The 13,657-nt window shown below is 74.8% G+C and carries 13 protein-coding genes; 6 read left to right on the plus strand and 7 right to left on the minus strand.

Going from position 1 to position 13,657, the window contains the following annotated elements:
* Positions 1 to 143: 143 nt before the first annotated feature.
* A complete protein-coding gene (locus tag B5Y66_RS23090) occupies positions 144 to 479 on the minus strand; it encodes a WhiB family transcriptional regulator (RefSeq protein WP_079571598.1) in 336 nt (111 codons plus the stop codon).
* A gap of 162 nt (positions 480 to 641) precedes the next feature.
* On the opposite strand from B5Y66_RS23090, the gene B5Y66_RS01265 reads away from it, so the two are divergent.
* Complete coding sequence (locus tag B5Y66_RS01265; RefSeq protein ID WP_079569943.1) at positions 642 to 1,403, plus strand: TIGR03089 family protein; 762 nt, start codon at positions 642 to 644, stop codon at positions 1,401 to 1,403.
* 49 nt (positions 1,404 to 1,452) lie between these two features.
* Positions 1,453 to 2,316, plus strand: a complete 864-nt coding sequence (rfbA, locus tag B5Y66_RS01270) for a glucose-1-phosphate thymidylyltransferase RfbA (protein WP_079569946.1) — start codon at positions 1,453 to 1,455, stop codon at positions 2,314 to 2,316.
* Positions 2,317 to 2,327: 11 nt separating this feature from the next.
* Here the strand turns inward: rfbA and B5Y66_RS01275 are convergent, their stop codons facing one another.
* Positions 2,328 to 3,083, minus strand: a complete 756-nt coding sequence (locus B5Y66_RS01275; RefSeq protein ID WP_079569949.1) for a class I SAM-dependent methyltransferase — start codon at positions 3,081 to 3,083, stop codon at positions 2,328 to 2,330.
* Positions 3,084 to 3,148: 65 nt separating this feature from the next.
* A complete protein-coding gene (gene rfbD / locus B5Y66_RS01280) occupies positions 3,149 to 3,985 on the minus strand; it encodes a dTDP-4-dehydrorhamnose reductase (protein ID WP_281251985.1) in 837 nt (278 codons plus the stop codon).
* Between the two features lie 155 nt (positions 3,986 to 4,140).
* On the opposite strand from rfbD, the gene B5Y66_RS01285 reads away from it, so the two are divergent.
* On the plus strand, positions 4,141 to 4,758 hold the full coding sequence (locus B5Y66_RS01285) for a dTDP-4-dehydrorhamnose 3,5-epimerase family protein (protein ID WP_079569954.1): 618 nt from the start codon (positions 4,141 to 4,143) through the stop codon (positions 4,756 to 4,758).
* Here B5Y66_RS01285 and B5Y66_RS01290 read toward each other — a convergent pair.
* Genes B5Y66_RS01290 through B5Y66_RS01305 form a run of 4 tightly spaced genes read right to left on the minus strand, consistent with a single transcriptional unit; the run spans position 4,734 to position 9,506 of the window.
* On the minus strand, positions 4,734 to 5,705 hold the full coding sequence (locus tag B5Y66_RS01290; RefSeq protein ID WP_245806845.1) for a lysylphosphatidylglycerol synthase domain-containing protein: 972 nt from the start codon (positions 5,703 to 5,705) through the stop codon (positions 4,734 to 4,736). The genes B5Y66_RS01285 and B5Y66_RS01290 overlap by 25 nt on opposite strands.
* Positions 5,702 to 6,853 (minus strand): glycosyltransferase, encoded by a 1,152-nt coding sequence (locus B5Y66_RS01295; protein ID WP_079569956.1) that lies wholly within the window; start codon positions 6,851 to 6,853, stop codon positions 5,702 to 5,704. Before B5Y66_RS01295 ends, B5Y66_RS01290 begins: the two co-directional genes overlap by 4 nt.
* Positions 6,850 to 7,815, minus strand: coding sequence for a glycosyltransferase family 2 protein (locus B5Y66_RS01300; RefSeq protein ID WP_079569959.1), 966 nt, complete (start codon positions 7,813 to 7,815; stop codon positions 6,850 to 6,852). The genes B5Y66_RS01295 and B5Y66_RS01300 overlap by 4 nt, the downstream gene beginning before the upstream one ends.
* Positions 7,812 to 9,506: a DUF2142 domain-containing protein gene (locus tag B5Y66_RS01305; protein WP_139820663.1), complete on the minus strand. Its 1,695-nt coding sequence runs from the start codon at positions 9,504 to 9,506 to the stop codon at positions 7,812 to 7,814. The genes B5Y66_RS01300 and B5Y66_RS01305 overlap by 4 nt, the downstream gene beginning before the upstream one ends.
* Before the next feature lie 126 nt (positions 9,507 to 9,632).
* Here B5Y66_RS01305 and rfbB point away from each other — a divergent pair, with 126 nt between their 5' ends.
* The 3 genes from rfbB to B5Y66_RS01320 all read left to right on the plus strand — a co-directional run bounded on the left by rfbB (position 9,633) and on the right by B5Y66_RS01320 (position 13,498).
* A complete protein-coding gene (gene rfbB, locus B5Y66_RS01310; protein WP_079569962.1) occupies positions 9,633 to 10,628 on the plus strand; it encodes a dTDP-glucose 4,6-dehydratase in 996 nt (331 codons plus the stop codon).
* Between the two features lie 115 nt (positions 10,629 to 10,743).
* On the plus strand, positions 10,744 to 12,111 hold the full coding sequence (locus tag B5Y66_RS01315) for an LCP family protein (RefSeq protein ID WP_245806846.1): 1,368 nt from the start codon (positions 10,744 to 10,746) through the stop codon (positions 12,109 to 12,111).
* Between the two features lie 13 nt (positions 12,112 to 12,124).
* Positions 12,125 to 13,498: an LCP family protein gene (locus B5Y66_RS01320; RefSeq protein ID WP_079569965.1), complete on the plus strand. Its 1,374-nt coding sequence runs from the start codon at positions 12,125 to 12,127 to the stop codon at positions 13,496 to 13,498.
* Positions 13,499 to 13,657: the final 159 nt, after the last annotated feature.

Below are 13,657 nucleotides of genomic sequence, written 5' to 3' on the forward strand. Positions count from 1 at the left end.
GGTGCGACCTCACCGCCGGGGCGGGCTGGGATCGGGTGCGGAGCAGTCATCCTGCCCGCCATGATGCGACGGGCCCCGATCGCGTCGTGGGATATCCGGCCCGAGCGTGTCGGGCCGGACATCCCCTGCCGGTCGGTGCCGGCTCAGACGGCGCGGCGCTTCAGCTTTCGGCGCTCGCGCTCGGAGAGCCCGCCCCAGATGCCGAAACGCTCGTCGTTCGCGAGCGCGTAGTCCAGGCACTCGGCCCGGACCTCACAAGACGTGCAGACCTTCTTGGCCTCGCGCGTGGACCCGCCCTTCTCGGGAAAGAAGGCCTCCGGGTCGGTCTGGGCGCACAGGGCTCGTTCCTGCCACCCCAGGAGAGTCTCGTCGTCGGCCGTGTCGTCTCCGAACAGCGGAAGCACCGGCGCCACGCGCTCGGGCTCACGTCCGACGTCTGACGGGAAGACCCCCCGGTCCCCATCGAGCAAGTTCCACATGGCGTGCCCCTCCATGCCGTTCTCTAGGGAAACTGCATACCTGGAATTACACGCGTGTCCTTCGAAGGCGTCAAGTCGAAATGTGCTAGTGATTGCGATCTCCACTGCCCATTCACAAGCGTGCCGTCCGCCGCTGCAAGCCCCCCTCGTAGGCTGACCTGCGTGAACCCTCTCCCCGCCGCCGGCCGGAACCCCTCCACGATCTCCCAGGTGCTCGATCTCGTCGCGTCGGACCCGGGCCGTCCCCGGCTCACCTGGTACGGCGACGGTGGCGAACGCGTGGAGCTCTCGGGTGCCGTCCTGCAGAACTGGGTGAGCAAGACCGTGAACCTTCTCGTGGAGGAGTTCGACGCCGCGCCGGGCACGGTCGTGGCGCTCGACCTGCCCGCCCACTGGCGGGGCGTGCTCTGGGCGCTGGCGGCGTGGCGCTGCGGCGCCACCGTGACGCTCGCCGGCGACGCCCCCGCCGCGGGCGGCGACGTCGTCGTGACCTCCCGGCCCGCGGCCTGGGCCCCCGTACTGGGCGGACCGGGCGCGGCCGACCTCGTGGCCGTCGCGCTCCCCGCCCTCGCGCGGGCGTTCGACGGCGACCTGCCGCCCGGCACGCTCGACGCCGCGGGCGCCGTCATGACGTACGGCGACGTCATCGGGTGGGTCCCCGAGACCGACCCGTCCGCCGTCGCGCTCGAGGCCCCCGGCGCCGAACCGGTGACCTTCGCCGACCTTGTGCCTGCCCCCGGCGTGCCCGGCGGCCGGGTGCTCGTCGACGGCGCGCGACCGCTCGGGGACCTCCTGCGCGCGCTGCTCGCCACCTGGGCCGCCGACGGCTCCGTGGTGCTCGCGTCCGCCACGACCACGGCCGAGCTCGCCGCCGACCCGGCACGCCTGGAACGCCTGCGCACGTCGGAGCGGATCACCGGCTGACCGAAGTTCACCCTGCCTGCACCGGGCGGGTGGGCCACAATCAACTGCCATGCGCGGAATCATCCTCGCCGGCGGCAGCGGAACCCGCCTGCACCCGATCACGCTCGGCGTGAGCAAGCAGCTCGTGCCCGTCTACGACAAGCCGATGATCTACTACCCGTTGTCCACGCTGATCCTCGCGGGCATCCGTGACGTCCTGGTCATCACCACCCCGCACGACGCCGACCAGTTCCACCGGCTCCTGGGCGACGGCTCCCAGTTCGGGGTGTCGATCGAGTACACGGTGCAGGCCGAGCCGAACGGGCTCGCCCAGGCGTTCGTGCTCGGCGCGGACTTCGTGGGCTCGGACGAGGTCGCGCTCGTGCTGGGCGACAACATCTTCTACGGCCCCGGGCTCGGCCGGCAGCTCACACGCTTCCACGACCTGGTCGGCGGCGCCGTCTTCGCCTACCGGGTGGCGGACCCGACCGCGTACGGCGTCGTCGAGTTCGACGCCGCCGGGCAGGCGCTCTCGCTGGAGGAGAAGCCCGCGCGCCCCCGGTCGTCGTACGCCGTGCCCGGCCTGTACTTCTACGACAACGACGTCGTCGAGATCGCGCGGTCGCTGGAGCCGTCGGCCCGCGGCGAGTACGAGATCACCGACGTCAACCTCGAGTACCTGCGCCGCGGCACCCTGCAGGTCGAGGTGCTGCCGCGCGGCACCGCCTGGCTCGACACCGGCACGTTCGACTCCCTGCTGGAGGCGTCCGACTACGTGCGCACCGTCGAGCGCCGGCAGGGGCTCAAGATCGGCTCCCCCGAGGAGGTCGCCTGGCGTCGCGGCTTCCTGTCCGACGACGAGCTGCGCGTCCGCGCCGAGAAGCTGGTCAAGTCCGGGTACGGGTCGTACCTGCTCGGCCTCCTCGACTCCTGAGCCACGGGATCTCAGGAGGTGGCGCGGCCCCAGGCGACGAGGCCGGTGCCGGTGCGGGGGAAGGCACGCTGCGCGACGCGGAACGGCCAGGTCGCCGCGCTGACCGCGACGCCCTGGGCCTCGGTGGACGGTTGGAACAGGCGGCCGCTGCGGGCGGTGCGGTCCGCGGTGCTGCCCTCCTCGCGCAGGCCCGGGCGCCGGCGCGCCACCTGGTTGCGCACCGCCTCGAGGGCGTAGCCGAGCGGGACGCCGTACAGGCGCAGGCCGACGTCGGCGAGGCCCGCGTCGCGCAGCAGCGCCACGAGGGCGGCCGGGTCGTAGCGGCGGAAGTGGCCGACGGCCTCGTCCATGGGGCCGTACCGGCGTTGCCAGGCCGGGGTGGAGAGCAGGAGCGTGCCACCTGGGCGCAGCCGGGCGGCCCACTCCCGCAGCGCGGCGGCGTCGTCCTCGATGTGCTCGATCACCTCGAAGGCGCACACGAGGTCGAAGCGCTCCGCGGCGGGCAGGGCGTCGAGCGCACCGTGCACCACCGTGCCGGGCACCCCCGCGTCGACGAGCCGCTGCTCGGCCGTGCGGGCGCTGTCCGCGTCGAGCTCCACGCCCGTGTAGGCGGCGGCGCGGGCGGCGAGGCGGACGCCGACGGCCCCCTGGCCGCAGCCGACCTCGAGCACGCGCCCGGCGGCGCCGGGCAGCAACGGTTCCACGACGTCCCACCGCAGGCTGCCGTACAGCGTGAGCGGGGGCAGGGTGGTGGCGGGGTTCGGCACGGGCGGGCGCTCCTTCGTCCTCGACGGCGCCGACGGCAGCGGTGATCTGCCGACGTCGGCCGGGGTCAGCCTGCCAGCACCTCGGCCGCGGCGACGTCCCACCGCGCGGACCAGTCCTCGATCGGCTCGACGCCCACCGCGCGCAGGGCGTCGTGGCCGAGCACGGAGTACGCCGGGCGGGGCGCGGGACGCACGAACGCGTCGCTGGTCGTGGGGGCCACGCGCGTCGCCGCGCCCAGGCCCGCCACGATGCGGCGCGTGAAGCCGTACCACGACGTCTGCCCCGAGGCGGTGCCGTGGTAGGTGCCCGCCGGCGCCTGCGCCTCGACGAGACGGACGACGAGGTCGGCCAGGTCACGGGTCCAGGTGGGCTGGCCGACCTGGTCGTCGACGACGGTCAGCTCGTCCCGCTCGGCGGCGAGGCGCGCCATCGTGCGGGGGAAGCAGGCGCCGTACGCGCCGTACAGCCAGGCGGTGCGCACGATCAGGTGGTCGGGCGCCTCCGCCCGCACCGCCCACTCCCCGGCCGCCTTGGTGCGCCCGTACGCGGACACCGGCGCCGGCGGCGCGTCCTCGGCGTACGGCGCGCTCGCGCTCCCGTCGAAGACATAGTCCGTGGAAACCTGCACCAGGCGGGCGCCCGCCGCGTGCGCCGCCCGGGCCAGGTTGGCGGCCCCGGTCGCGTTGACGCGGAACGCGTCGGGCTCATGGGTCTCGGCGTCGTCCACCGCCGTCCACGCGGCGCAGTTCACGACGACGTCGGCGCCCTGCACGGCGGCCGCCGCCGCGGCCGCGTCCGTCACGTCCAGGTCGGCGCGGTCCAGCGCGACGACGTCGGCCCCCGCGGCCCGCAGCACGTCGAGCAGGTCGTGGCCGAGCATCCCGCCGGCGCCCGTCACCACCCAGCGCGCCCCGGCGGGGGACGTCGGGGCGCGGTCGACGGCGGCGGCGGCGGGATCGGCGACGGTGCTCACGCCTAGGATCCTAAGCACCGGCGGCCCGCACCCGGCCGCCGGCAAGACCGGACGACCCACCCCCTGGACCCGAGGGAGCATTCGTGCAGATCCGCGAGCTGGCCGTGCCCGGCGCCTACGAGATCACCCCGAAGCAGCACGGCGACCCCCGCGGCGTCTTTCTCGAGTGGTTCAAGGCCGGGCCCTTCGCCGACGCCGTCGGCCACCCGCTCGACCTGCAGCAGGCCAACGCGTCGGTGTCCGCCGCCGGGGTGCTGCGCGGCATCCACTTCGCCGACGTCCCGCCCGGCCAGGCCAAGTACGTCACCTGCGCGAAGGGCGCCGTGCTGGACGTCGTCGTCGACCTCCGCCTCGGGTCACCGACGTTCGGGCGGTGGGACTCGGTGCTCCTCGACGACGTCGACCGCCGCGCCATCTACCTCGGCGAGGGCCTCGGCCACGCCTTCTGCTCCCTCGAGGACGACTCGACCGTGCTCTACCTGTGCTCGACCGGCTACAACCCCGGTGCCGAGCACGGCATCCACCCCCTCGACCCGGAGGTCGGCATCGACTGGCCCACCACCTCCCGCGACGGCTCCCCCCTGGTCCCCCAGCTGTCCGACAAGGACACCGCCGCCCCCAGCCTTGCCGACGCGACGGCCCAGGGCCTGCTGCCCACCCACGCCGCCGTCCAGGACTACCTCGCGTCGCTGCGCGCCTGACGACCGCCGCCCCCGTCGCGCACGAGCGCACCGAGCCCGGCCAGGGCCAGGTCGGCGAGCGTCACCAGCACGCGACTGACCAGCACCAGCAGCAGCACCGCGGCGTGCGGCAGCGTCCCGGCGAGGACGGCGAGCAGCACCAGCTCGCGCGCGCCGGCCCCGGCGGGCACCACGACGACGAGGAAGCCCACCACCCAGGCCAGCGCGTAGCCGCCGACGGCGAGGGCGGCCCCGCGGGCGTCGGCGGACATGCCCAGGCCGACGGCCAGCACCCACACCTGCGCGCCCGCGAGCAGCCACCCGGCCACGGACCACAGCGTGGCGGCGCCGAGCCCGCGCCAGCCCAGGGGACGCTCGAGCGGGGGCCGGCGCGCGACCCGCAGCGCCCACGCGACCAGCCGGTTGAGCACCGGCGGCGCCAGCACGACGGCGACCGCGGGCAGCGCCCACAGCACCGGCCCGGCGCTCCCGAGGGCTCCGGTCGCGACGAACGGCAGCGCCACCAGCCCCACGACGGCTCCGGAGACGACGCCGACGAGCGTCGCGACCGCCGTCGTCGTCACGGAGGTGCGGCGCGCGATGCCGTGGTCCGCGCCGAGCTCGGCCGCCGCGACGACGTTCCACACCCCGCCGGGCACGTACTTGCCGAGCTGGCTGAGGCCGAACACCCGCAGCGCGACCCGCAGCCTGGTCGGCGCGCCGAGGTCGGCGAGCACGACGCGCCACGACGCGAAGGTGCACAGCACGAACGCGAGGGACAGCACGAGGGCGACGACGAGGCGCTGCCACGAGAGCGCGGCGGCCGCCCGGGCGAGGTCGTCGCCCGCGGCCACGACGGCGTAGACCGCGAGCCCGAGCGCGAGGACGAGGAACCCCCACCGCACCCACGGGGACCGCAGCACGACGAGCGCCCGCGACAGCGTCCCCCCGGCGGGCTCGCCCGTCACGGGCGGACCCCGCGGGCGTCGAGCAGCCGGACCAGCGGCTCGACGACGGCGGCGGGCCGGGCGAGGTCCCGGCCGGCCGCGGCGCGCGCGTGGGCGGCGGTGAGGGCGTCGGCGTCGCGCAGGGCGAGCAGCCGGTCGGCCAGCGCGCCGGGGTCGGCGGGCGGCACGAGCTCGAGGTGCCCGCCGAGCAGGCGGCGCTGCGGCTCGGTGTCGGAGGTGACGACCACGCAGCCGGCCGCCAGGCCCTGGAAGACCTTGTTCGGCACGACCCGCAGCCCCTTGGGGGTGGCGGAGAAGATCCCGAGGCAGACGTCGTGGGCGGCGACCAGGGCAGGCAGGTCGGCGGGCTCCACCCAGTCACGCCAGGCGATGCCCGGCGTGCCGCGCAGCCGTTCGCGAGCGGCGGGCAGGTCCTGGCCCGAGCCGACGAGGGTGACCGCGAGCGCCCGGCCGCCGTGCTCGGCGTCCTCGGCCGCCCGCGGCAGCGCGCCGGCAAGGGCGTCGGCCAGCACGTCGGCGCCCTGCAGCGGGGTGAACAGGCCGAAGAAGACGACGCGCAGCGGGCCGCCGTCGCGCGCGGGGTCGCGCACCGCCGCGGGCGCGGCGTCGAACCACTGGGCCGGCGCGCCGACGGGCACGACGAGCCCGCGGCGGGCACGGCGCGGCGCGAGCTCGCCCAGCATCCGCAGGTGCTCGGGCGTGTCGAGCAGCACGACGTCGGCGCAGGCGGCGGCGAGCCGGTCCAGGCCGCGCAGCAGCCGCACGCGCACGCCGCGGGCGCCCCGGTCGGCGGCCGTGTCCCCCGCGAAGACGAGGTGGTCGAGCAGCACCGGGGTGCGGCCGAACAGCAGGCGCGCCAGCACGACGTCGAAGTGCCCGAGGTACCCGACCAGCACCGCGTCCGGGCGGCCGTGGGCCCGGCGGTGCCGGACGACGTCGCCCACGAGCAGCGCCCAGCAGCGCAGCAGCCGCACCAGCAGCCCGGGCAGCCGCCACGGCTGACGCAGCATCCGCACCCGCGCGGCGGTGCTCAGGCCGAGCGGCCGGTCCAGCTCGCGCACCGTGTACCCGTGGGCGCGCAGCCCGGCGACGAGCACGCCGACGCGGGGGTGCCGGGACGCGTCGTACGTGCCGAACGCGACGATCACGTGTGCGCGTCCTCGTCGTCGCGCGTGCCGTACTGGAGCTCCTTGACCCGCTCGAGGGTCTCCTCCACCAGCGTGCGGTTGGTGCGCTGCAGGTCGGCGATGACCAGCAGCGCCAGGCACAGCAGGGCGCCGACGAGCATCGCGCCGGCGAACACGAGGGACTGCACGTGGCCGCCGGCGTCCCCCTGCGCGAGGAACACGAGGAAGCGCACGGCGGGCACGGCTGCCGCGACGAAGAACACCGCGGCGAGCGTGAGGAACACCAGGTGCGGGCGGAACATGATCCAGGAGCGCACGATCGCCCGCCCCGACCGGCCCATGTGCTGCCAGATGTTGGTGAACAGCCGCGACTCGCGCGTCTTGGCGTTGGTGGTGATCGGCAGGGTCGCGATCCGCAGGCGCTTGTTCCCCGCCTGGATGATCGTCTCCATCGTGTAGCTGAACTGGGTGACCACGTTGAGCCGCAGCAGCGCGCCCCGGGAGTAGGCGCGGAACCCGCTCGCGGCGTCGGGCAGGGACGTCCCCGCCGCCGCGCTGACGACGCGGCTGCCCAGGCGCTGCATCCGCTTCTTGAACGGGGAGAAGTGCTCGATGGTCGCGGTCTGCCGGTCGGCGACGACGATGTCGGCCTCCCCCGCGACGATCGGCGCCACGAGGTCGCCGATGCGCTCCGACGGGTACTGGTTGTCGCCGTCCGTGTTGACCACGACGTCCGCCCCGTGGGCGAGGGCGTAGTCCACCCCGTCGCGGAACGACCGGGCGAGCCCTCGCGTGCTGGTGTGCCGCACGACGTGCCGCACGCCGAGACGGCGGGCGATCTCGGCCGTGCCGTCCGTCGACCCGTCGTCGATCACGAGGATCTCGACGCTGTCGAACCCCTTGACCTCGCGCGGGATCGTCGCGAGCACGAGCGGGAGGGTCCCGGCCTCGTCGAGGCACGGGATCTGGACGAAGAGCTTCATCGCGCATCCTTCGGGGCGCCGGGGACCGCCGGCGACGGGGTGCCGGGGGCCGGGTCGGTCGACGACGCCGCGAGTCTACGGGGCCAGACGAGCCCCGTGACCAGGCCCGCCAGCAGCACCGCGGCCGCGGCCGCCAGCAGGGCGACGAGCGCGGGCACGGGCAGCGGGCTCCAGGCCAGCCACCGGTCCACGGCGTCGCCGAACGCCTCGCCGGGGCCGCGGTAGAACGCGCCGAACGCCCACAGGAGGCCGCCGACGGCCGCGGCGAGGGCGAGCGTCACGGCGACGGGCACGCCCCGCGCGAGGCGCCTGTCGGACCGGCGCGCGAGCTGCCAGGCCGTGATCGCCACCGCCGTCGCCAGGGCCGCGACGCCCCCGAACACGTACCGGCCCTGGATCGCGACGAGCCGACCGGTCTCGGTGTGGAAGTCCCACGCGTTGTACGCGACGCCCAGCGCGAGCGCGGCGGGGGTGAGCAGCACGACGACGGCACTGCGGCGCGTACCCGGCAGGACGACCGCCACGAGCGCCGCGGCCGCGAGCGCCACCGTGCCCCACACCACCCACGCGCCGGCCAGGTGCACCTCGAGCCACGACAGGTTCCCGAAGAACGACTGCGCGAGGCGGCCCGCGATGATCGACGGGACGTCGGCGTCGGGCACGGTCGCGAGGATCCCCAGGTCGCGCGGGCGTCCGACGGGCTGCACGGCGCCAAGGGTGACGACGTTGCGCAGCCACCACCAGCCGCCGACGGCGAGCGTCACCCCGCCGGCGACGGCGAGCCGGCCGAGGCGCCCCGGCCAGCGCTGCCCGCGTGCGAGCGCGTACGCCGCGACGACCATCGGCACGGCGAACGCGAGCATCACCTTGGTGAGCATCCCGAGGCCGAGCACGACGCCGATCGCCACGGCCACCCGCCAGCGCAGGTCGCCCGTGACGACCCGGACCGCGAGGTAGGTGGCGGCGGCGCACGCCAGCACGACGAGGGCGTCGTTGTTCACGGCGCCCATGACGTGCCCGAGCTGCGGCAGGACCAGGGGGAACGCGGCGGCGACCAGGCCCGCGGACGGCGACCCGGTGGCGCGGCGCGCGGACTCCGCGGCGAGCGGCACGACGAGCGCGAGCAGCAGGGCGTCCAGCAGCCGCAGCGCGAGCGTCACCTGGTCCCAGCGCGCGTCGGTGAGCCCGGTGGCGTGCAGCACCCCGGCGCCGAGCGCGTAGTAGAGGGGCGGGTGCTGCGTCATCTGGTCCACGTCCGTGCCCGACGAGGCGTCGCCGACGGCGTTGCCGGCGTCGACGCTGGTGCGGTCCTCGCGCGGCACGGGGACGACGTCGACGAACTGCCGCACGTCCTCGCGGTGCCGCCAGCGGCCGGGCAGGTCGGCCGGGTACCCGGCCTCGTCGACCGCGTCGACGACCGCCGGCGAGAAGTACGCGTCGCCGGGGGGCGGCCAGCCGCCCCCGTAGGCGATCCGCAGCACGCTGTTGACGTGGTTCTGCTCGTCGGGCGAGCGGAACATCGGCGTGACCACGGCCCACACCACCGTCCACGCCGCCACGACGAGCGTGAGCACGGCGACGGCGCGCCGGTAGCGGCGGCCGGCCGGGGGCCGCGCGGTGCCCGTGCGAGTGCGGGGGGTGCCGGCCGCCGCCGCGGGAGCCGGGCGCGCGTGCGGCGTCGTGTCCGTCACGACCACAGTGTCCCCCAGCGACGCCCCCGGGGCGGCGCCGGGCCGCCCCCGGGCGCGAGGATTCGCCCGCTCTTCACCGTGCGTCTTCCCCCCGGCGCCCGGCGGCACGCCGGTAGGGTGCCGCGCATGCGCGTTCTTGTGACGGGTGGAGCCGGGTTCATCGGGGCGAACTTCGTCCAGCAGACGGTGGCCGAGCGTCCGGAGGCGGTGGTGACCGTGCTGGACGCGTTGACGTATGCCGGGGACCGGTCGTCGCTGGCGCCGGTCGCGGACCGGGTGGAGCTGGTGCACGGCTCGATCGCGGACGCCGACCTGGTGGACTCGCTGGTCGCCGCCGCGGACGTGGTGGTGCACTTCGCCGCCGAGTCGCACAACGACAACTCGCTGGCGGACCCGTCGCCGTTCGTGCAGACCAACGTGGTGGGCACGTTCACTCTGCTGGAGGCGGTACGCCGCCACGGGGTGCGGTTCCACCACGTGTCCACGGACGAGGTCTACGGCGACCTGCCGCTGGAGGGCGACGAGAAGTTCACCCCCACCACGCCGTACAACCCGTCGTCCCCGTACTCGGCGACGAAGGCGGGCTCGGACCTGCTGGTGCGCGCCTGGGTGCGGTCGTTCGGCGTCGCGGCGACGATCTCGAACTGCTCGAACAACTACGGGCCCTACCAGCACGTGGAGAAGTTCATCCCCCGGCAGGTCACCAACCTCGTCGACGGGGTACGGCCCCGCCTGTACGGGGCCGGGCTGAACGTGCGCGACTGGATCCACGTGGCCGACCACAACACCGCGGTGTGGGCGGTCATCGAGGGCGGCCGCATCGGGGAGACGTACCTCATCGGCGCCGACGGCGAGACGTCCAACCTCGAGGTGGTGCGCGCCCTGAACGAGCTGTTCGGGCGCGAGGCGGACGACTTCGACCACGTCACCGACCGCCCCGGCCACGACCTGCGGTACGCGATCGACGCGTCCAAGCTGCGCGACGAGCTCGGCTGGACCCCCCGCTACACCGACTTCCGCACCGGGCTGGCCGCCACGGTCGACTGGTACCGGGCGAACGAGGACTGGTGGCGCCCGCACAAGGCCGCCGCCGAGGCGCGGTACGCGCGGAGCGGCCAGTGACCAGGACCACGACGGGGCGCCGAGCAGGGACGACGTTCGACCCACACATTTCCTCTACCGTCCCGGTCCGCGGGCACCTCAGCCGCGTAACACCGACCCTCTATGCTCGCTTCCCGTGACCCGCACCACCCCACGCCACGTCGCCTCGCGCCCCGGCACGACCACGGGGCCCTCGCACGCCCGCGCCCTGCGCCGGCACACGGTCGCGCGCACCCTGGGGATGGGGCTGACCGCGGTCCTGGCGTTCGTCACCGTCGGCGGCGCGACCGCGGCGGTGAGGCTCACCAACAACATCACCGCCGTCGACTCCGACAAGCTGCTCGGTGAGGACCGGCCCGAGGAGGTCGTCCCGGAGGACCCGAACGCCGAGAAGCCGCTGAACATCGTGCTCATGGGCTCCGACAGCCGCGGTGGCGACAACGCCGACATCGTCGGCGACGGCACCGACGGCGCCCGCTCGGACACGACGATGATCATGCACATCTCGTCCGACCGGTCCCGCGTGGAGATGCTGTCCATCCCCCGCGACACGACCGTCGACATCCCGTCGTGCCCGACGTCCTCGGGTGGCCAGACGTCGCCCGTGTCCCGGTCGAAGTTCAACGCGGCCTTCGCCCAGGGCGTCCTGACGGGCGGCGACGTGGAGTCGGGCGCGCTCTGCACGATGCAGACGATCGAGGAGATCACCGACGTCCGCATGAACGGGTTCGTCGTCGTGGACTTCGCGGGCTTCGAGAAGATGGTCGACGCCCTCGGTGGCGTCGAGATCTGCATCCCCGACGACATCGACGCCCCCAAGGCCGACCACCTCGTGCTGTCGGCCGGCGTGCAGGAGCTCGACGGCGACACGGCGCTCAAGTACGCCCGGGCGCGCACGGGCAAGGGGCTGGGCGACGGCTCGGACCTCGGCCGCATCGGCCGCCAGCAGGAGCTGCTCGCCGCCGTCGCGCGCCAGGTGCTCAGCGCCGGGACGCTCGCCGACCCGACGAAGTCGCTGAAGTTCCTCGGCGCCGTGACCGGCTCGATGACGATGAGCAGCAACTTCGCCTCCATCCAAGGACTCGCCGGGCTCGCGTACAGCGCGCGCAACGTCCGCCCTGACACGATCGCGTTCATGACCGCGCCGTACGAGTACGACCCGAACAACGCGGCGAACGTCCTGCTCACCGACGAGGCGGACGAGGTCTGGGGCAACCTCAAGAACGACCTCCCCCTGAGCGACGCGATCGACGCCGAGTCGTCCGACGGCGCCAAGGACGGTGACAAGGACGGCACGAAGGACGACGCCGGCTCGGGCACGCAGGACGCCGAGGCGTCCGACGACGTCGACGCCACCCCGGTGGCCGACGACGACCCCGCCTCGTCGACCGACGAGAGCACGGACGGCTCGGGCGAGGACGCGAAGGACCCGGAGCCGAAGCGGACCCGCGACGCCGGCGAAGAGGCGTTCACGGGCGCCGACGTGACGTCGGTGTGCGGATGAGCGCGGGGATCTCATGAGCAACGACGACCAGCGCATCCCGCCGAGCTTCACGCCGTCCGGTGGCCCCTCCGACCGGCCCAGCGGCGCCGGCGACGCCATCCCCGTGGGCGGCACGTCCCGCCCGCCCGCGCCGCCCACCGGCGGCCGCGTGGGACGGCGCGACGACGCCGCCCCGGTGGAGCCGCGCGTGCGCCGCCAGTCGTCGCGCGAGATCCCGACGACGCCGCCCGAGCGGCGCGGCGGCGGGCAGCAGAAGCCCCGGTCGTACTCGCCGCGCGGCTCCTCGCAGTCGTCCCCGGCCTCCCGCCCGGCCCAGTCCCGTCAGGGCTCGGGCACGCGGGTGATGCCCGCGTCGGCCCAGGGTCAGGCGCGCCGCACCCCCCCGCCCGGCCGGACGGGGGGCGCCGCCGCGGCGACCGCCGGGGGCGGCGGCTTCCGTGTGCGCAAGGGCCGGGTCGCGGGCCTCGTCCTGGTGCTCCTGCTGGTGCTCCTGCTCGCGTGGCCCATCGGCCTCGTCGTGTGGGCGAACGGCAAGATCCAGCATGTCGACGCCCTGTCGGACGCCAAGGGCACCCCGGGCACCACGTACCTGCTCGCCGGGTCGGACGCGCGCGGCTCGGGCAGCGTCGCCGACGACGGCACCGAGGGCGCCCGCACCGACACGATCATGGTGCTGCACAAGCCTCGCAGCGGGCCGGCGTCGCTCATCTCGATCCCCCGGGACACGTACACCGAGATCCCCGGGCACGACCCGAACAAGATCAACGCCGCGTACTCGTTCGGCGGTGCCCCGCTGCTCGTGCAGACGGTGGAGGGGCTGACGGGCCTGACCATCGACCACTACGCCGAGGTCGGGTTCGGCAGCGTCGAGGAGATCGTCGACGCCGTCGGCGGTGTCGAGCTCTGCTACGACGACGACGTCGACGACCCGAAGAGCGGCATGGAGTGGGAGGCCGGCTGCCACCTGGCGGACGGCGAGACCGCGCTCGCGTTCTCGCGCATGCGCTACTCGGACCCCAAGGGCGACATCGGCCGCGCGGAGCGGCAGCAGCAGGTCATCGCCGCCGTCGCCGCGAAGGTGGTCAAGCCGAGCGTGCTGCTCAACCCCGTCAACCAGGTGCAGCTCGTCAACGCGGGCACCGACGCACTGACCGTGGACGAGAAGACCGGCATCGTCGACCTCGGCCGCCTGGGCCTGGCGTTCAAGGCGGCCACCGGCCCCGAGGGCGTCACCGGCACCCCGCCGATCGCGGACCCGGGCTACGACCCGGGAACGGGCGTCGGCTCCACCGTGCTGCTCGACGAGGACAAGGTCGACCAGTTCTGGGCCGACGTCCGCGACGGCGAGCTGAAGCCCGGCGCCACCGTCGGCGGCATGCCCGGCTGACGCCGAAGTAGTGCGAATCTCGCCGAGGTAGTTCGCATCGTGCCGAGGTAGTGGTCTGGTCCACTACCTCGCGAGGCTCCGGACTACCTCGGCGAGACTCGCACTACCTCGCCGGACGTCCGCGGACGGGGCGACCCCGGAGTGACGACTCACCGTGGG

Source organism: Krasilnikoviella flava, from assembly GCF_900167525.1.
Lineage (GTDB): Bacteria > Actinomycetota > Actinomycetes > Actinomycetales > Cellulomonadaceae > Isoptericola > Isoptericola flavus.

Bases quoted from the DNA above. Each gene is read 5' to 3' on its own strand.
- rfbA (WP_079569946.1), top strand. From the start codon at position 1,453: ATGCGCGGAATCATCCTCGCCGGCGGCAGCGGAACCCGCCTGCACCCG.
- B5Y66_RS23090 (WP_079571598.1), bottom strand. From the start codon at position 479: ATGTGGAACTTGCTCGATGGGGACCGGGGGGTCTTCCCGTCAGACGTC.
- B5Y66_RS01320 (WP_079569965.1), top strand. From the start codon at position 12,125: ATGAGCAACGACGACCAGCGCATCCCGCCGAGCTTCACGCCGTCCGGT.
- rfbB (WP_079569962.1), top strand. From the start codon at position 9,633: ATGCGCGTTCTTGTGACGGGTGGAGCCGGGTTCATCGGGGCGAACTTC.
- B5Y66_RS01300 (WP_079569959.1), bottom strand. From the start codon at position 7,815: ATGAAGCTCTTCGTCCAGATCCCGTGCCTCGACGAGGCCGGGACCCTC.